14 protein-coding genes are annotated in these 17,918 nt (G+C 66.5%); 5 read left to right on the top strand and 9 right to left on the bottom strand.

From position 1 onward, the window contains the following. Window positions 1–18 precede the first annotated feature (18 nt). From AAF481_13890 to AAF481_13870, 5 genes are all read right to left on the bottom strand, one after another. Complete coding sequence (locus AAF481_13890; protein ID MEM7482263.1) at window positions 19–1,389, bottom strand: hypothetical protein; 1,371 nt, start codon at window positions 1,387–1,389, stop codon at window positions 19–21. Next, the gene (locus AAF481_13885; GenBank protein MEM7482262.1) at window positions 1,386–2,129 is read right to left on the bottom strand and encodes a CpsB/CapC family capsule biosynthesis tyrosine phosphatase; all 744 of its coding nucleotides are present in this window, start codon (window positions 2,127–2,129) and stop codon (window positions 1,386–1,388) included. Before AAF481_13885 ends, AAF481_13890 begins: the two co-directional genes overlap by 4 nt. Then, window positions 2,126–4,522 carry a polysaccharide biosynthesis tyrosine autokinase gene (locus AAF481_13880; GenBank protein ID MEM7482261.1) on the bottom strand — a complete coding sequence of 799 codons (2,397 nt, stop codon included), beginning with the start codon at window positions 4,520–4,522 and terminating at the stop codon, window positions 2,126–2,128. Before AAF481_13880 ends, AAF481_13885 begins: the two co-directional genes overlap by 4 nt. Then, a complete protein-coding gene (locus tag AAF481_13875; GenBank protein ID MEM7482260.1) occupies window positions 4,519–5,355 on the bottom strand; it encodes a polysaccharide biosynthesis/export family protein in 837 nt (278 codons plus the stop codon). Before AAF481_13875 ends, AAF481_13880 begins: the two co-directional genes overlap by 4 nt. 113 nt (window positions 5,356–5,468) lie before the next feature. Continuing rightward, window positions 5,469–6,797, bottom strand: a complete 1,329-nt coding sequence (locus AAF481_13870) for a hypothetical protein (protein ID MEM7482259.1) — start codon at window positions 6,795–6,797, stop codon at window positions 5,469–5,471. 59 nt (window positions 6,798–6,856) lie between these two features. On the opposite strand from AAF481_13870, the gene AAF481_13865 reads away from it, so the two are divergent. Both AAF481_13865 and AAF481_13860 read left to right on the top strand, forming a co-directional pair. After that, the gene (locus AAF481_13865) at window positions 6,857–8,362 is read left to right on the top strand and encodes an O-antigen ligase family protein (GenBank protein MEM7482258.1); all 1,506 of its coding nucleotides are present in this window, start codon (window positions 6,857–6,859) and stop codon (window positions 8,360–8,362) included. A 28-nt stretch (window positions 8,363–8,390) separates the two neighbouring features. Further along, window positions 8,391–10,205 carry an ABC transporter ATP-binding protein gene (locus AAF481_13860; protein ID MEM7482257.1) on the top strand — a complete coding sequence of 605 codons (1,815 nt, stop codon included), beginning with the start codon at window positions 8,391–8,393 and terminating at the stop codon, window positions 10,203–10,205. A 3-nt stretch (window positions 10,206–10,208) separates the two neighbouring features. On the opposite strand, the gene AAF481_13855 is transcribed toward AAF481_13860, so the two are convergent. From AAF481_13855 to AAF481_13845, 3 genes are read right to left on the bottom strand one after another with little or no spacing between them, the layout of a single operon-like run. Next, entirely contained in the window at window positions 10,209–10,901 is a 693-nt protein-coding gene (locus AAF481_13855) for an FkbM family methyltransferase (protein ID MEM7482256.1), read from the bottom strand. 17 nt (window positions 10,902–10,918) lie between these two features. Beyond that, window positions 10,919–12,853, bottom strand: coding sequence for an asparagine synthase (glutamine-hydrolyzing) (gene asnB / locus AAF481_13850; GenBank protein MEM7482255.1), 1,935 nt, complete (start codon window positions 12,851–12,853; stop codon window positions 10,919–10,921). Beyond that, window positions 12,854–14,182, bottom strand: coding sequence for a glycosyltransferase (locus AAF481_13845; protein ID MEM7482254.1), 1,329 nt, complete (start codon window positions 14,180–14,182; stop codon window positions 12,854–12,856). Window positions 14,183–14,366: 184 nt separating this feature from the next. On the opposite strand from AAF481_13845, the gene AAF481_13840 reads away from it, so the two are divergent. Genes AAF481_13840 through AAF481_13830 form a run of 3 tightly spaced genes read left to right on the top strand, consistent with a single transcriptional unit; the run spans window position 14,367 to window position 17,539 of the window. After that, the gene (locus AAF481_13840; protein MEM7482253.1) at window positions 14,367–15,530 is read left to right on the top strand and encodes an SGNH/GDSL hydrolase family protein; all 1,164 of its coding nucleotides are present in this window, start codon (window positions 14,367–14,369) and stop codon (window positions 15,528–15,530) included. Continuing rightward, window positions 15,517–15,888: a metallopeptidase family protein gene (locus AAF481_13835; protein MEM7482252.1), complete on the top strand. Its 372-nt coding sequence runs from the start codon at window positions 15,517–15,519 to the stop codon at window positions 15,886–15,888. Before AAF481_13840 ends, AAF481_13835 begins: the two co-directional genes overlap by 14 nt. A 31-nt stretch (window positions 15,889–15,919) precedes the next feature. Then, window positions 15,920–17,539 carry an NAD-binding protein gene (locus tag AAF481_13830; GenBank protein ID MEM7482251.1) on the top strand — a complete coding sequence of 540 codons (1,620 nt, stop codon included), beginning with the start codon at window positions 15,920–15,922 and terminating at the stop codon, window positions 17,537–17,539. Here the strand turns inward: AAF481_13830 and AAF481_13825 are convergent. Then, the gene (locus tag AAF481_13825; protein MEM7482250.1) at window positions 17,536–17,871 is read right to left on the bottom strand and encodes a hypothetical protein; all 336 of its coding nucleotides are present in this window, start codon (window positions 17,869–17,871) and stop codon (window positions 17,536–17,538) included. The genes AAF481_13830 and AAF481_13825 overlap by 4 nt on opposite strands. Window positions 17,872–17,918: the final 47 nt, after the last annotated feature.

Here is a 17,918-nt window from a genome sequence, read left to right as displayed (position 1 = left end):
CTTTCCCCTCGTGCCCCATCAAGGAGCGTTGGCTCCTAGGATCCTCTCGATGTAGGACTCGACAAAGGGAGAGCGTTTCAACAGCGGGAGCGCCAGCCGCAGGGATTCCTCGGCCGCCTGATCGTCCCCGGTTTCGTGATACGCGACGGCCGCATAGAAGGCGATGCCGGGCCGATTCGCCGGAATGTCACCGCCACGCCGGAAGTAGCGCGCCGATTCCGACCAACGGGACGCTCGGTAGTAGATCTCCGCCGCCTGCAGCTGTAGGTCCCGGTGGTCCGGGTAGCGGTCCGCCAGGTCGGCCGCCAGGGCCGCCGGTCGGTCGAGGTCGCCGGAGGTACGGGCGCCGCTGAGCAGCGTCTGGATCCGTGCCTGAACGGATTCGTCTTCGGGGCTCAGTCGCGGCGGTGTTGGCTGCGGAGTCTCTTCCGCAATGGCCGGCGGTGGGGTGTCCTCCTGGACTGGGTTTTCCGCCGCCGCTTGATCCACGGCTGCGCCGGGCGCCGGTGCCGTTTCTTTCAGGTTGCGGTCGATGCGCCGCCGCAGCCGGCTGAAGGAGCGGTCGCCGCTCAACGAGGTGGGCAAGGCGCCCAGGGCGGCCGACGCCTCCTGCCAGCGTTCGAGGGAGGCCAGGCAATCCACCTGCGCAAAGGCGATCGGCAGATCGACCCGCGCCCGCTCGCAGCGCGCCAAGTCGGTCACCGCCGCCGGGCAGTTCTGGAGTCGCGAGTAGGCGATCCCCCGGGCGCACAGGGCTCCCTGGTCGGCGGGTTCTCGTTCGAGGATCGTGCCGGTCAGTTCAACCGTTCGCTGTGGACGCTTCTGTTCCAGTTCGAGGCGCGCCAACAACAGCGGCCAGCGGTTCGACTCGGGCTCCTCGGAGATCAATTGTTCGAGGCGTTCGCGGCGCGGGCGGGGCGGCAGGGAATCGAGGTCCGCCGCCAGCCGTTCGCGCACCAGGTCGGCGAAGCTCGGAAAGCGGCGCAGGGTGTCGATCGGTACCCGGTTCGCCACCAGGTCCTCGAAGGCCTGGCGGAGGTCTGGATCGTGCTCAGCCTGGCTGTACCAGCTCAGGCGCTGCTCGACGTCCGTGAGGCGCTCGAAGGTTGCGTCGAAGGCCGCGCTGTCGCCGAGGTCCGCCTGAGCCTGGGCGAGGCGCATCAGGCTCTCGACCAGCAGGTCCCGATCGGTCAGAAACCCGAAGGCTGCGAGGCGCAGGTGCCGCGCGGCTTCTTCCGGCTGGCCGCGCTCCAGGGCGCGGGTACCCTCGCGCAGCCGCTGTTCATAGAACGGGTCGGCGCCGAAGGCCGGCGAGACCAGTCCAATACCCAGAGAAAGACTCAGCAGTGCAGATGCGAGGAGGCCTGCCGAGAGGCGCCGAAGGTTCATTGGGAAAACCTCGCGGAAACCGGCAGCGGGCGATTCTCCACCACCGCCAGAGGATTGATCTCGGTCAAGTCCCGGGCGAGCGACTCGCCCCAGGTGCTGGCGATCGCCCGCCGCGCGCCGGAAAGCCCCGGCGGCCGCCACTCGATGCCGTGAGCGTCGCTCGCCACGAACTGCACCAAGCCCTGATCGATCATCCGCGTGCAGCGTTCGCGAGCCGAGCGACCGACTTGCCCGGTCAAGCACATGGCGGTGATCTGGAAGGAGGCACCCATTGCCTGTAGCCGGTGCATCAAGGGAAGATCGTCGCGTAAAGCGGGGATGAACTCCGGATGGGCAAAAATCGGCCGCCAGCCTTCCAGCACCAGCTCGTGGGTCAGCCCCTCGGCATCCTGCCGCGGGTCGTGGCGGTCGAGTTCCAGCAGCAGGTACCGGGAGCCGGCCAGGGGCAGCAGGTCGACGGCCCCGGGATCGGCCAACTCGTCGAGCAACTCATCGTTCACCCGGATTTCTCCGCCGGGCAGCAAGCGCGGGGTTCGGCCCACCTCTTCCTGCAGCTTCGCTCGCCGGCGATGGAGCCACTCCGCATCGTCGTTCGCCCAGTGCGGTGACCGCTGGTGCGGGGTGGTGACCATCACCTCAACGCCGTCGGCGGCCGCCAGGCGGCACATCTCGAGCGCTTCTCGGAGATCTTCGGCACCGTCGTCGACGCCGGGCAGTACGTGCGAATGGATGTCGATCATGCCGCGGAGGTGGCGTCTTCTTCACCGTAGGGTGCCACGTATCCTTCGTAGCGCCGGCCGTAGCGGGCGCCGCCGGCCCGGTGGCAGTTGAGCACCGCCCCGAGAATGCGAACTTCCGCCCGCAACAGGCGGTCGCGGCAGGCCCGGACCTCCTCGCGCGGCACCTTGCCGGCGCGGAAGCAGAGCACAGCGCCGTCGGCCAGCGAGGCGGCGACGGTGGCGTCCGTCACGGCGAGGGCCGGAGGGGTATCGATCAGGATGAAGTCGAACTGTTCACGGGCTTGCTGGATCAAGGTGCGCATCCTGTCCGAAGCCAGCAGTTCCGAGGGGTTGGGTGGCGTCGGACCGGCCGGTGCGACGAACAGGTTGGGTACCACCGTGCGGAAGACGATCTCCTCGATGGTGGAGCTGCCGGTCAGGTAACTGACCAGCCCTTCGCGGTTCGATAGGCCGAAGACCTGGTGCTGGCGCGGCTTGCGCAGGTCGCCGTCGAGCAGCAGCACCCGCCGCCCGAGCTGAGCGAGGACGATGGCGAGGTTGCCGATGGTGACGGTCTTGCCCTCGCCGGCCTCGGCGGAGGTGATGGCGAGCACCTGTAGCTTTTCGGCCGACGACAGGAGCACCGACGTCCGGAAAGAGCGATAGGCCTCGGAGATGAGCTGCTTGGGCTGCTGGTGCGGAGCGAGTTCCACCTGAATGGGCTGCGGCCGCTTCTTGCGGTCGGCCCAGCGAGCCCCCTGCTTGCCATCCTTGCCCCTGCTGTCTCGAGACGTGCCGTAGCCGTAGCCGTAGCCGTAGCCGTAGCTTCTGGCCGACTCCGAAACATCCGGAATGACCGCCAGCACCGGTAGCCCGAACACCGCTTCGAGTTCCCCCACGGTGTTGATGGAGCGGTCGAGATACTCGAGCAGGAAGGCGAAACCGATGCCGAGGAGAAAGCCGCCGAAGATACCCATGGCGAGGCTGCGCGACAGGCTGGGGCGGAATTTCCCGCTCGGTACCAATGCCTGTTCGATCAGATGGACATTGGTGCTGCCCTGCGGCACCTCGCCGTCGTCGAACACCGAGGCCGAGGGATCGGAGGTGATCGCCATGGCCGTTTCGGACTGCTTGCGGAGCAGATCGTCCAAGAGCTGACGGCGAGTTTCGATCTCGGTGCGTAGGTTGTTGGCGCCGACCGCCGCCAGGTTCTGGGCCTGAGCGGTACCGCGCGCCCGATTGATTTCGCTGGAAAGCTTGCTCTCCTGCCGGCGCAGGGTCTGCAACTCCGAGAGGGCCGCCTGGATCGCCGCGTCGGCTTCGCGCCGGATCACCCCGTCGAGGTACTGTCGGTCTTTCTCGATCTCGTCCCGGAGTTCCACTAGCGGTGGCCAGTCGGGCTTGAACTTCTGCCGCTGGGTATCGTACTCGCGTTCTTTGGCGGCAAGATCCTTGCGCAGGCTGCTGACCAGGCCGCTCGATTGTGTGTCCGCCACCGTCTCTTTGGGGGAGGAATTGAGCTCTTCGTAGCGAGACTGCTGTTCGATGCGGTCGCGCACCACCCCCATGTACTCCTCGTTGAGGGCGGTCAACCGCTGCTGCGTCACGCCGGATTGCGAGTCGCTGGCGATGATGCCCTGCTCCTCGTTGACCGTCTGCAGTTCCTTCTCCCGCTCGTTGATCTCTGCTTTCAGAGACTCGATTTGCTGATCCAGGAAACTCGTCGCCCGGGAGACGTTGCGCGATGCGTTCTGCAGGCTGCGGTCAATGAAGGTGAGGGCGAAGCCGTTGACCACCCGAGCTGCGAACACCGGGTCGTTTGCCACGTAGCTCATTTCGACGAGCTGGGTTCCCCGCTGGGGGGAGACCGTCAAGCCGCCGAGCAGGCGGTTGGCGTAGCGGCCGATCACCTCCCGGTCATGGTACGCGCTGGGGCGACCGGTAGCGGAATCCTCGACGGTAGTCGACACCTCGCCGACGAAGGCCGGGTCGTCCAGCAGGTCCAGCTTGTCGATCACCTCTTCCGCCAACCCGCGGCTCTGCAGCAGGGCGTACTGGGTCGGGTAGTACTCCATGTTCCACCAGTTCTCGAGCCAAGGAGTCTGACTGCTGGCGAAGGGGGTGAGGCTGCGGCGCTCGATCTGAATCACCGCTTCGGCACGGTAGGCCGGCGGCGTCAGCTTGTACTTGACGACGGCGACGGCGGTCACCGCCAGCAAGATGCCGAGAATCAGCTTCCAGCGCTGGAGCAACCGACGTAGGAGATCTTGCAGGTCGAAGCCGCCGACGGCCGCTCCGGCGATGGCGGGACCCTCTGCGCCGGGCGGGCCGCTGATGGCGGCCGGCTCGGCGGCCGGTGAAGCCGCGGGACCCTGGCCGGACGAGTCGAGATCGTAGATCTCGGGTGAACTCAAAAGAACGACTCCTTGACGTAGATGATGTCGCCGGGCAGCAGCTCGGGATCGGGCTCCTGGCCGCCGAGCACCCGCTTGTAATGTACTTCGATCTCCTGTTGTCCGCCACCGGCGGTACGCCGCCGGATCTGAATACGCGGCGACGCCCGGTCCGTCAGGCCGCCGACCTGGGCGATGGCCGACAACAGCGTCGGCCGCGCGGTACTCGGGATGTCCAGGGCGCCGGGATTGGCGACCTCGCCGAGAAAGTAGATCTGCGCCTCGACCTCGCGGTCAACGTTGATCAGGTCGCCGGCGTAGAGCGGCAAATTGACCGTCGGATCGGCTCGCCCCAGCAGGTCTCGCACCCGGATGGTGATCTGGTCCGTCAATCCGTTCTCGGCGCGTCGCAGAACGTTGATCGAATCGCCGTGCCCCTCCGCCAGGCCGCCCGCCGCGGCCACCGCTTCGAGCAGGGTCCACTGGCCAGAGAACTCCAGGTCCCCAGGCCGGCTGACGGCGCCGAGAATCGAGATCGGCCGGGATCGCGCTTCCAGCAGGTCCACGGTGACCGTCGCCTGCTCGACATAGTCTTTTTCGAGCAGCCGCTGGAGCTCGTCGATGAGCTGCCTCTGGGTGTAGCCGGCCACCGGCACCTCGCCGATGATCGGCAGGCTGACGGTGCCGTCCTCGGAGACCCGCTGCTCGGTGTCCAGGTCCGGCACCTGGAGAACCTTGATCTGCAATAGGTCCCGCGGTCCGATGCGGTAATCGGACGCCTGCTGTGCTTCCACTCCCAGGGAAGTGAGAAAGACAGTTGCGAATAGGGTTGAAAGGGCTACAAATCGCCGCATTTTCAGGATTTTAGCCTAATTCGTCGAGGGCTACCAAGAGTCGCCTTCCCGCCTTGTCTTTCGGCGTCGGCAGCGGTGTCGTACCAACACTCTGATTTGAGACCGCTTAGCCGCTACCTCCAGAGCAGGCGATTGGTGGATAGGGAGACATTGGTGCGCACCGCAAAGACGTCGCGGTCGGCGCCGGGGAGGGAGGATTCATAGGTGCTGTCCTCCACCCGCACGGTCATCGAGAGCGACTCGGTCAGGTCGAATTGGAGCTGAGCGCCGAGGGATTCGAAGTCATCGGTGCGTTCCGGTGTCGTCGGGAGGACGCGGTTGTAGCGGTTGTCGCCGCGGTCGGCAAAGACCTCGAAGAAGGTCCGCCGCCCCCACTCGCTGCCCAGACCCATGCCGTACCGCCGCTGTTCGAAGAACGAGTACTCGTCGAGGAGCGAGAGGATCGGCGTGGTAGTGGCGTAGGCGCGGAGTTCGAGGCGCCAGCCGATCTTCATCTGCCCGTGGAGGTGGCCGGCTACTTCGTCATAGGTGCCGAAGCGGGAGGATCCGGTGCCGGAAAGATCGCGCAGCACGACCTCGGCACCGAACCGGCTACGGCCGCCCTCGAAGTCGAGCTCCAGGAAGGGCGAGGTGCCGGCATTCGAGAGATCGCGGGCGCTGGCGGTGGAATCCACCGTCAGGTCTTCGACGCCGATGGCGATGGTGCTGCGCTCCGTCGGCCGATACCTCAAGCCGCCGCGCAGCATCTCTTCGTCGCGGTCGAGGGCGTCGAAGTTTGGCGTGCGGTCATCGGCGAACTCGTCGCTCTGGTCGCGCGTGCGCCGGCCCTCGCCCTCGGCGAAGGCTTCGATCTTCTGGCTCAGGCGCAGGCCGAGATGGGCCCGAACGTGATCCTCTTCGAGCACCGTCGGCTGCGGAAACTCCGGGCTGAAGGTCCGTTGGGTTTCTTCCCGCCCGGCGGTCGCTTCCAGCCGCAGGCGATTGAAATAGCCGAAGAACCCCGCCCCGAAACGGCCGGCGAACTGGCGCCGCTCGGTCAAGTCCTGCCACCAGATGTAGCGTGGGGTGACGTCGAAGACCCAGGTGACCTTCGGTCCGGTCGGCAAGTAGCCGGTGAGGCCGGCTCCGACCACGGCGGTGAAGTCCGAGACGGATTCGTCCTCGCTGGTGGAGCCGGCGAAGACGTCGTCGACGTAGCCGAGCTGCGAAAGCCCGAACCAGGGCACCAGCCGCAGGGGACCGAGGCGCCAGCGCGCTTCGGCCATCTGTTCCTCGAGAATGGCCTGCGGGTCGACCACCCGAAAATCCGGCCCACCGGGGGGCGTATACTGTTGCATCTGGGCCGCGGCGGGAGGGGCCGACATCGAACCGACGGCGCCGGCCAGCAGGAGGCAGAACACGAAGGACCGTGCGCCTGGAAACTTCTTTCTGTTCAATCCCATGGAGGCCCTCCGAGGAAACGGCTGGATCTTGCCCGCGGCTCGCTCTTCATTCTGCACCCATGTCCGTCGTCACTGAGTCCGTCGTCCAGGGGCGTTTTTTCGCCTTTGGGCTTGCTCGATCGGGAGAGCGGTCCGGTCGATCGGGAACTTCCCGCTCCGGCCGCCCGACGGCGGCCCTCGCCGCAATGGGCGCTATCTTACGGCATTCTCAGAAAGGTCCCAGCGCCGCGGCCGCCGCCCTGCTGACCCTGCTCGTTTTCTGGGCTCCCCTGCCCTTCGGCAGCGCCGGTCCGGTGACCGGCTGGGCGCTGCGCTTGGGGGTCTGCCTGGTGGTTGTGCTCTCCGCCATCGGAGTCCGCTCGCTGCGCGGCCTCCATCACCTTCGACTGGCTCTGTGGGGATCGATCGGCCTAGCGGCGTTGGCCTTTCTCCAGTCCGTACCGCTACCTTTCGCAGTCGTTGAGATGCTCTCTCCGGTCCATGGTCGCCTTTTCGCCCAGGCCGGGGAGCTGTTGGGTGAGCCGGTGCGGGCGGCCCTTTCGCTGGCGCCGTCGGCGTCCCGCGGGGCGGCTATCGGTTGGGCCTTCGTCGCCCTCTACGCGATGGCCGGTGCCCTGGTCGGCCGTCGGCGCGGCCCGCGGCGGTGGCTGGGAGGGGCGCTGCTCTTTGCCGCCCTCTTCCAAGTGTTCTACGGCGCCAGCGGCTGGCTGTCCGGCGAGACGACCATCTGGGGTGTCCAGGCGCCGGCGACGGACCAGCGTCTCCGCGGCACCTTTGTCAACTCCGATCACCTGGCGACCTATCTGCAACTGGCCCAGGCGGTGACTTTCGCCTGGGGCTGGTGGGGACTGCGGCGGAGCCGGTGGGAGGTTTCCGCCGAGCGCCGCCTGGCTCTGGTGGCGCCGCCGATCCTGGCCGGTCTGACCCTTTTCGGAGGGTTGGTCGCCACCGGGTCCCGGGCAGGTTTGGTCGGGGCCGTGCTCGGCCTTGCCGCCCAGGGTGTGCTCCTGGCCGTTGCCGGCCGGCGTTTGCGCTGGGCGCCGGTGGGCCTCGGCGTCGGTGCCCTGGCCCTCGGCGCCGTCATCCTGCTCGGCGTCGGCCAAGGCCTCGGTCGGTTCCAGGCGACGACGGCGTACGAGCTTCTGACCGGCGCCCGGGCGCAGGCCTACCAGGCGTGCTGGGAACTCTGGTTGCGGTTCCCGATCTTCGGCTCCGGTGCGGGTACCTTCCGCGAGGCCTTCACCCTGGCGCAACCTTCGACTCTGCCGGGCACCTGGCTGCACGCCCACAGCGATCCCCTGGAGCTGTTGGTCACCCAAGGATTGATCGGCGCCCTGCTGCTCGGCCTGGTGCTCTTCGGCCTCGTCCGGCGTTTGCTGCGGGTGCTCAACCTAGGAGAACGCTCCGAGGATCGCGCTGCCGCCCTCGCCGCCCTGGGGGCATTGGTATCGTCAGCCGTCCACGAACTGTTCGATTTCGGTTTGACGGTTTCCGCCAACACCCTCACCATCGCTCTGCTGCTGGCCGTCGCGGCCGCCGCCCGCACCCGTCCGGCCGACTCCTGACTCTCGCCGTCCTTCGAAAGATCTCCCGATGTCTCTGCCGCGCCGCGCCTTCGGCCTCCTCAAGACCCTCTGGCACTTCGTCCGACCCTTTTGGAAGCTGGCGTTGGCAGCGGTGATTTTCAGTATGGTCGCCGCCCTGGTGGAGGGACTGGCGATGGTGGTGTTCGCCCTCGTCGCGCAGCTCTTGACGGGCAAGACCGTGGAGCAGGCGGCCGGCGATTTCGGGCGCCTGGGGGAGTGGGCGACGGAGCTTCTCGGCCATCTGCCGACGCAGCGCCTGGCGGTCACCCTGCTGCTGACGCTGGTCGGCCTGCAGCTCCTGCGCTCCGGCCTGCAGCTAGCCGGCAAATTCGCCTCGATCCGCATGCAGACCTGCATCGACGGCGGCACCCGCAAGGCGATCTTCAATCAGTTCATGCGCTTGAGCTTTTCTCAGCTTCGCGGCTATCGCACCGGCGAGATGACCAGCCTGATCGAGCACGTGATGTACCTCGGCATGGTGTTCTCCCGCACCAGCACCATCTTCAGCCAACTGGTGCTGAGCGCCGTCTATCTCGGGGTGCTGGCCTGGTTGTCCCTCAAGATGACCCTATGGGTGTTCCTGGCCGGCCTGGTGATCACCGGCTCGCTGCTCCACCTGGTGCGCCTGATCCGCCGCCAAGGGGCGCGATTCACCCGCGCCAGCGTCGCTCTGAGCGAAGACATCGTCGAGTTCCTGCACGGTCTGCGGGTGGTCCTCACCTACGCGCGGGAAGAGTTCGCCAGAAAGCGGGTGCACCAGATCGTCGACCGCGGCGTGGCGGCCCACCGCACGGGCCTCCATCTGCAGGCGGTGATCTCGCCGATCATGGACTCGCTCACCATCCTGGGAATCGCCGGCATTCTGATGCTGGGGATCTACCAGATGGACGGCATCGAGGGCTCGGGACTGGCCCGCCTACTGACCTTCCTGTTCGTGCTCTATCGGCTGATGCCGCGCATCCGCATCCTGAACGACAACTTCGGGCATGTGCTGGGATACCTGCCCTTCGTCGAGCGCATTTCGGCGATCCTCGACGACCAGGACAAGGACTTCAAGCGCTTGGGCGGCAGCCGGCCGGCGATCTTCGAGCGCACCATCGAGTTCCGCGACGTGACTTTTCAATATCCCGCGGCCGACCGGCCGGCGGTCGAGAACTTCAACCTCACCCTGCCCTCCGGCTCGATGGTCGCCCTCGTCGGACCGTCCGGGGGCGGCAAGTCGACGGTGGCGGACCTGTTGATCGGTCTCGTCCACCCCACTTCCGGTCAGATCCTGGTGGACGGGGTGGAGCTGCCGGAGGTCGATTGGCACCGCTGGCGGGAGGTTCTCGGAGTGGTCAGTCAGGACACCTTCGTGTTCTCTGCCTCGGTGGCCGAGAACGTCGCCTTCGGCGCCCTCGACGCCACCCGCGAACAGATCGAGCAGGCGAGCCGCGAGGCCGGAGTCCACGGCTTCACCATGGAGATGCCGGAGGGCTACGAAACGCTGGTCGGCAACCAGGGGGCGAGGCTCTCCGGCGGTCAGCGGCAGCGGTTGGGTATCGCCCGGGCGCTGGTGCGGCAACCGCGGCTCCTCATCCTGGACGAAGCCACCAGCAACCTGGACAGCCAGGCCGAGCACGAGATCCAGGAGGCGCTCCGCTCGGTCAGCCGCCAGCGCACTACCGTCGCCATCGCCCACCGCCTGTCCACGGTCTCCCACGCCGACCACATCCTGGTGATGGAAGGGGGCCGCATCGGCGAGCAGGGCACCCACGACGAGCTGATGGCCTTGGGTGGCCGCTACGCGGAGCTGTGGAAGCTACAGGTGCAGTCGGGGTAGGAGTCAGCCCAACCCCAGCTTCTTCTGCGCCGCCCGCAGGTATTGCTTCACCCGCACCCGCAGCCGCTCCACCCGGAAGCGCGCGGGGCTTATGGCGCCGGCGCGTAGGTTGAGGAACACCACGTCCTTATTCGGTGTCTTGAAGAGGATTTCGCCAAAGCCGAGGTCCTTGAGGCGGGTTTTCGCCCTCACCACATCTTCTTTCTGATCTAGTTCCGGCAGGAAGTCATGGAACTGGATGGTGATCTGGCGGATGGCCTGCAGGGTCGCGTCGGAGGTCGCTTCCAGCATCGGGATCTCGGCGCCCTCGATGTTGACCTTGAGAAGGTCCACCCGGCCGCCGCAGTGCCGGGCGATGACCTGCTCCAGGGTGAGAGCAGGTACCTCCACCTGCTCGCCGTCGGAGTTGGGGTGGCTGGCGAAGACGCTGTTGCCCAGCGGATTGTCCCCCAAGTGGAGGCGGATAGTGCCTTCCTGGTCCGCCACGGCGAGATGCAGTTTCGTCACCCGCTCGGAGCTGTACAGTTGCTCGAACATTTGTGGATTGGCCTCGACCGCGATCACCCGGGCGCCGGTGCGCTCACTGAGCTCCCGGGCGAAGCCCCCCTCGTAGGCGCCGAGGTCCAGGACCGAGGCCTCCGGATCCACCAGATCCAGAAAGACGTGGTGGGCGCAGATGTTGGCGGCTTGGGCCATCGGGATCTCCGGGTGGGTCAGGGGGCGTTGAGGGTCGGAGGGGAATCGATCCACAGGCGGTGCCAGTGCTCCAGCATCAGCAGGCTGAAAAGCGGCGCCTGGCGGTTGACGATGCCGGCGGAGTGCTGCTCGATCAAGTGCTCGATGCCGCCGGGATCGAACAGTCCGCGTTCGATCGCCCGCTGAGAAAGGAGTGTCTCACGCAGGGAGTCACCGGAGGTGCCTTGGAACCAGCGCTTCAGTGGAATTCCGAAGCCCTTTTTGCGGCGATCGATGATCTCCGCCGGCAAGCGATGGCGAAGGGCGTCTTTGAGGATTGCCTTGCGCCGGTCTCCGTCCAGCTTGAAGCGGAAGGGTAGGCGCGCCACGTGCTCCGCCAGGACGTGATCAAGGAGCGGTGCGCGGCACTCCAGGCCGTGGGCCATACTGGCGACATCGACCTTGACCAGGATGTCGTCCGGTAGGTAGGTCGTGACGTCGGCGTGGGCGCAGCGCTCGGTCAGGGTCGAGCCGTCGGAAGCGGCGATGGTTCGGCGGAGAAGATCCCGGGCGTCCCAATGGCGGGTCCGCTGCCAATGCTCGGGGGTGTAGAGAACGGCCTTCAACTCCGGGCGGGCCAGCTCGACGCGGCTGGTGTAGAGGTCCGCGTCGGACAGGGCGGCGTAGCGGCGGTTGTGTTGGAACTCGTTGGCCAGGGCCTTGCGGCGACCGCGCCGCAGCAACTCGATGACGAAACGGTTGCGGGCGAGGGAGCGCCACAGGGCCGGGCCGCTGCGCAGGCCTTCCTCGCGCTGCGTCGCCAGGTAGCGCCGATAGCCGACGAACTGTTCGTCGCCGCCGTCGCCGGTCAACGCCACGGTGACGTGCTGCCGCGCCAGCTTCGAAAGGGCGAAGGTGGGCAGGCAGGAGGAATCCGCGTAGGGTTCTCCGTAGTGCCAGGCGATGCGTTCGAGGCCCGCCAGCGAATCTTCCGTCAGTTCCAGAGTGCGGTGGTCGGTGGCGAGGTGCCGGGCCACTCGCTCGGCGAACGGGCTCTCGTCGAACCCTTTCTCGTCGAAGCCGATGCAGAAGGTCCGCGGCGGTCCGTCGCCGCCCGCCCGGTGGATGCACATCGAGGCCACCACGGCGCTCGAATCGACGCCGCCGGAGAGGAACGCTCCCAGCGGCACGTCGGAGATCATGCGCAGGGCGGTGGCCTCGTCGAGTAGCTCCAGCACCCGGTCGGCCGCCCGGGCTCGCTCCGCCGCCGTCGGTTCGACGTCCTTCGGCGCCATCTCCAGGCGCCAGTAGCGGCGCAGGTTGTGGCGTCCATCGGCCTCCACCGTCATCAGGTGACCCGGCGGCAGCTTACGAATGCCGGCGAAGGCGGTGGTGGGCGCCGGCGTGTAGCCGTAGGTCAAGTAGGAGTGGAGGGCCTCCGGGTCCGGTTCGCGGGGAACCTCGGGATCCTGCAGGATGCCTTTGATCTCCGAAGCGAAGTAGAGGCTCCGATCGTCCAGCCGATAGTAGAGGGGTTTCTGGCCGAAGCGATCACGGGCCATGATCAGGCGCCGCTTTCGCGCGTCCCAGACGGCGAAGGCGAACATTCCCCGCAGGCGATCGACCATCGCCGAGCCCATCTCTTCGTACAGGTGGACCAAGACCTCCGTGTCGGTGTGGGAGCGGAAGGTGTGCCCCTTGCCGATCAGTTCCACCCGAAGATCGCGGAAGTTGTAGATTTCGCCGTTGAAGGTCACCCACACGGACCGGTCCTCGTTGGCGAGAGGCTGGGTGCCGTCCGGCGACAGGTCGATGATCGACAGCCGGCGATGACCCAGGCCGATGGTTCCGTCCAGGAACACCCCGCGGCCGTCCGGCCCGCGGTGGGCGAGGACGTCCGTCATGCGATCGAGAAGTTCCGGTGCGATACCGCGACCCGGTTCGAACCGGAGGATGCCCGCGATGCCGCACATCTAGCGAGCGGCTTCCTGACGGGAGGAGTTGCCCGCGCGGTGATCCGACAAAATGTCTGCGTAGATGTTGCGCAACTTCGACGCAATCGCGGCCGGGTCATGCCGGACGAGAGCGGTGCGGCGTGCCTGCCTGCCGAGTTCTTGGCGTAGCCTTCGGTCTTCGGCCAACCGCCCGATGGCTCCGGCCATCGCCCAGGGATCCCCTGCGGGGATAAGAAGCCCTTCACGCCCGTCGGCCAGCATCGAAGGGGTGCCGCCGGAAGCGGTCGCGACGATGGGGAGACCGGTGATCATCGCTTCGGCCAGGCCGTTGGCACTGTTCTCAATGCGCGAAGGGAGGACGTAGAGGTCGCTCTGGGCCAGATGCTCGGCCACCGCTTCGGCGTCCTGCCGGCCGGTCAGCCGGATGCCGAGACGGTCGAAGGACAGCTTCCATTTTCGCTCCACCATCCGGTGGATTTCCTCACCAGAGCGTATCCCCACCAGGGTCCAAACGAAGCCCTGGGGTATGAGTTCCTGCAGCAATTCGGCACAGCGGGCGAGTACCTCGACTCCCTTGTAGGCGTTGCCGCGCAGGGTGCTCACCAAACGGAGAACGCCCTCCTCCGAGGGAGCCGCGGCGGATTTCGATTTGGCGGGATCGCGGTAGAAGGGTGGGCGCAACACCCGGTCGCAGTGGTGGTAGCGCGCCGCCGGAGCGAGAGCCCTGGTGACATGGCGGTCCCACAAGGTTCGTCCATTGACGTGGCGGGCCGTACGGAGGATCTCCCGTTCCCGCCGGGCGGACCGGCGATAGCGGTAGAAATTCTGCAGCAGGCTGCGGCCTTGGAGAAGGCGCCTGGCGCTTCCGTAGCGCAGCATTTCCCACCGGCTGAAGGCGGAACAATAGATCTCGGTGTAGGGAGTTCGGATGCCCTGGATTTCGATCAGAATCGGCCGGTCCGTGTGCTGGGCGACACGGCCGAACTGAAACTCCGTGCCCCACACGTGGATCAAGTCCGGCCGACTGCGCTCGACGATCTCGGTGAGGTGGCGAACTTCGCCTTCCGGCACTAGACGGCACGAAAGATCGAAAGCCATGCGCCGCAGGCGGCTCCCCTGGGGGTAACGTGGATAGGCGTAGTAGTTGTGGTCTCCGTCTGGAATTCTCTGGACCTTCGGGACCTCCCAGGGAAAGGCGAGATCGAGGTGAATGGGGCGGGCTTCGGCGTTGCCGGCCTCCTTGATGACCCTCTCCAGAGAGGCGATCCAGCCTCCCCCGACACCGAACGAAGCACCCAGGTGCCGTACTCCCAGGCCGGGCGTGGTGGTCAGCCAGAGAACCCGCATCGGTGATTCAGTGCCGCCGGGCGAGGTGATGGGTTCGACGAAACATTTCAGGGGGATCCAACGGCCGGTACGCTAACATACAGGCAGCCTGAAAATCCGACGCTCAGACGATGTTTCTCAAGGGTTCTTCGATGCTCTCAAAGCAGGATCTCCGCGCCCTTTGGCGCTATGCGGAGTGGTGACGATGGCGGGCCGACCACCTCGCCGCCGCTGGGTCTCGGCCTACCAGAGCCTGGCCCTGATGTTGTTGAACGTGTCGCTGCTCCTCCTTCTGATCAACGCCTGCGCGGCCGGGGTGCTGGCCGTCAGCGGCGATGACTCGGAGGGCGCCTTGGCCTATGGCCTCGACGCTCTGCGCCCGGTCTACCCCGACCGCGACGATGCGGAGATTGAACGACTGCTCAGGGAAACCTGGTCTCGGCAGTACACCTACGAGCCCTACACCCAGTTCAAGGAGGGGCCCTTCAAGGGCGAATTCGTCAACATCTCCGAGCGTGGATTCCGCTCCACCGGTGTCGACCTGCCGTGGCCGCCGGCCGTGGGCGAAGGGGTCTTCGTTTTTGGCGGTTCGACCACTTTCGGCTACGGCCTGAGCGATGACGAGACCATTCCCGCGCAGCTCGGCGCGGTGCTGGCGGAGCGCTGTGGCGCATCGGTCCCGCCGGTGTACAACCTCGGCCGCTCCAACTACTTCAGCTCGCAGGAAAACATCCTCTTCCAGCGCCTGGTGGCGGAAGGCATCCGGCCGCGGGCGGCGGTGTTTGTCGACGGGCTCAACGAGTTCGGCCATGCGGACGATGCCCCCAAGTTCACCGGGCGGCTGGCCTATGCGATGCGGGAGACCACCGGCCAGCAGGTGCGACGTCTGGCCGTCAACATGCCTATGGCGCGCCTCGCCAAACGGTGGCTGCAGCGCCCGGAGCAGGTCCAGGAGCGGGTGGTCGAAACCGGGGACGCCCAGGCGGTGCTCGATCGCTGGCTGCGCAACCGCCGCCAGATCCAGGCGGTGGCGGCAGCCGAGGGCGTCGAGACCCTTTTCGTCTGGCAGCCGGTGCCGGGTTTCGGCTACGACCTGGAGCACCATTCCTTCGCCGGCGCCGGCGGTCCCGAACGCGCTACGCGGGCGCTCGGGTACGAGGCGATGGACCGTCTGCGCGAGGCTCCCGACGGGCCCTTGGCCGAGGATTTCCTCTGGCTGGGTGACCTGCAGCGAAATCGCGGCGAGGCCCTCTATGTGGACCAGGTCCACTACACGGCGGCTTTCTCGCAGAATATCGCCGAGCGCCTTGCCGAGTCCCTGGTGCCGCGGCTGTGCGCGGAGGAGTCGAGCGATGCTGCGGATCTCTGAAGACCAGTTCGAGGCGATGGTGGGCGAGGCTCTCGACAGCCTGCCGGACGAGTTCGCCGCGCTCCTCGACAACGTGGCGGTGGTGGTCGAAGAAGAGCCCGATCCGGAGATTCTGGCGGAGTTCGAGATGGATCCCGACCATCCTGAAGACGGCGAGCTCTTCGGCCTCTACCAGGGGATCTCGCTGGCCGAGCGGGACAGCTTTTATTCTGCCCTACCGGACCGCATCGCGATCTACCGTGGCCCCATTCTGCGCTTTTGCCGCAGCCGCCGGGAGGTGCTCAAAGAGGTGCGCGACACGGTGATCCACGAACTCGGCCACCACTTCGGTCTCGACGAAGACGACATGCCCTACTGATGGACGAAGCACCGCCTCCTCGATCAGAATCGTGCTCAAAACCACCCGCTCCCGCATCGTCGCCCTGTTGCTGGCTCTGCCGGTGCTGCTGTTGATCGCTTCAACGCTGTACTGGCTGGGAATGGATCGTCTGGAGGGAGATCCGAGGACCTACCGGGACAGCCTGCAGTGGGCGGTTGAAACCTTCACCACTACCGGCTATGGCGGAGACCACCACTGGCAACACCCGGCGATGATCGCGCTGGTCACGGTCATCCAGTTCCTCGGGGTGTTCTTCGTCTTTCTGCTGATTCCCATTTACCTGATTCCCATTTTGGAGAAGCGGTTCGAGGTGCGCCTGCCCACGGCCGCGCCGGACCTCGCGGATCACGTCATCGTCTATCGCTACGGCCCGGCCGTTTCCGGGCTCCTGCGCCGTCTCGGCGAGCGCAAGGTCCCGTCGCTGGTGATCGAAGAAGACGAAGCCACCGCTCGGCGGCTGGTCGATGACGGCCAGCGGGTGGTGCTGTCGGGCATCGAGGACGAAGACTTGAAGGGCGCCGGTCTATTGCGCTCCCGGGCGCTCATCGCCAACGCCGACGACCACCAGGACGCGGCGCTGCTGCTGGCGGCGCGCCAGCTCGGATTCGAGGGCGACATTCTGGTGCTGGTCGAAGATCCCTTCCACCGGCGGCCCTTGGCCCTGGCCGGGGCTACCGGCATCTTTACCCCGCGGCACCTGCTCGGTGCGGCCCTCGCCGGCCGTGCGAGCGCCCGCATCAATCCTCGAGTGACGGGAATTCAGCGCTTGGGCGACGCCCTCGAAGTGGAGGAGATGCGGGTGGCTCCGGACTGTGAGCTGGTCGGCCGCACCTTGCGGCAGGCCGACCTCGGCGCCCGCACCGGCGGCACGGTGATCGGCCAGTGGGTGAGGGGCGGTCTCGAAATGTCACCGCAGGCGGATACTCGCCTGGAAGCGGGCGGCATTCTGGTGGTGATTGGTGAGTCGGACAACCTCCGCCGGATGCGCGCCCTGGTCGGCGGCTCGGCGGTACCCCGCCGCGGCCGCTTCGTAGTGGCGGGCTACGGTGAAGTGGGCAAGAAGGTGGTCGAACTCCTGCACGATGCCGGCGAGGAAACGACGGTGATCGATCTCAAGGCAAGTCCTGGGGTGGATCTGGTGGGCGACGTCCTCGACCAGGACATCTTGCTGCGAGCCGAACTGGCCGAGGCACAATGCCTGATCCTCGCTCCGGAGTCCGACAGCACGGCGCTCTTCGGTACCGTCATCTCCAGGGAAATGGCGCCGAAGGTGCCGGTGATCGCGCGGGTCAATGAGTCAGGGAATGTCGAACGCCTCTACCACGCCGGCGCCGATTTTGCCCTCTCGATGAGTCAGATCGCCGGCCAGATGCTGGAGCAGCGGTTGCTCGGCGAAGAGGCCGTGTGGATCGAACCGCAGCTCGAAATTCGCCGCCTATCGGCTGTTCACCTAGCCGGCAAGAATCCGGTGGAGTTTCGCCTGCGGGAGAAGACCGGCTGCACCGTGGTGGCCGTCGAGCGGGCGAGCGAAGTGATCGTGAACCTGAGCCCGCCCTTCGCCTTCGAGGCCGACGACTTCCTCTACATCTTCGGCGACTGGCAGGCGGTGGAGAAGTTTTCGGCGGGTTAGCCCGACCGCACCTTTTCCAAATCCCGATCCCGCGCCGACTCGATGGAGCGACGCTCCAGGCGGTAGTCCTCTTCTTCTTGCTGGCGGGCGGCCGGGTCGGGGATTTTGCGCAGGCGGTCGCGGTGGAGGATTTCGAGTTCCGCCAGGCGGGCTTCGGCCTTGCTGCGGATCTCCGCCATGCGGTCTCGCGCCTGTTCCGATAGGGCGCCTTCCCGGGGCCGCTCGATACCCTGATTCTCCATACGCTCCAGGGCCAGCTCGTAGGCGGACTTCATACCCTGGGCCGTCGAGCTTTTCTGGCGGCTCTTGGCGCTCCTTTCGTCGCTGCTCATGGGGTGATGCTACCGCGGAATGGTGCGCGGTCAGGGCGTCATTTTGG

The sequence above is a fragment of the Acidobacteriota bacterium genome (genome assembly GCA_039030395.1).
In the GTDB taxonomy this organism is placed as follows: domain Bacteria; phylum Acidobacteriota; class Thermoanaerobaculia; order Multivoradales; family JBCCEF01; genus JBCCEF01.
The sequence above is the reverse complement of the archived record's forward strand: the minus strand, read 5'-3'. Positions and strand labels throughout refer to the sequence as shown.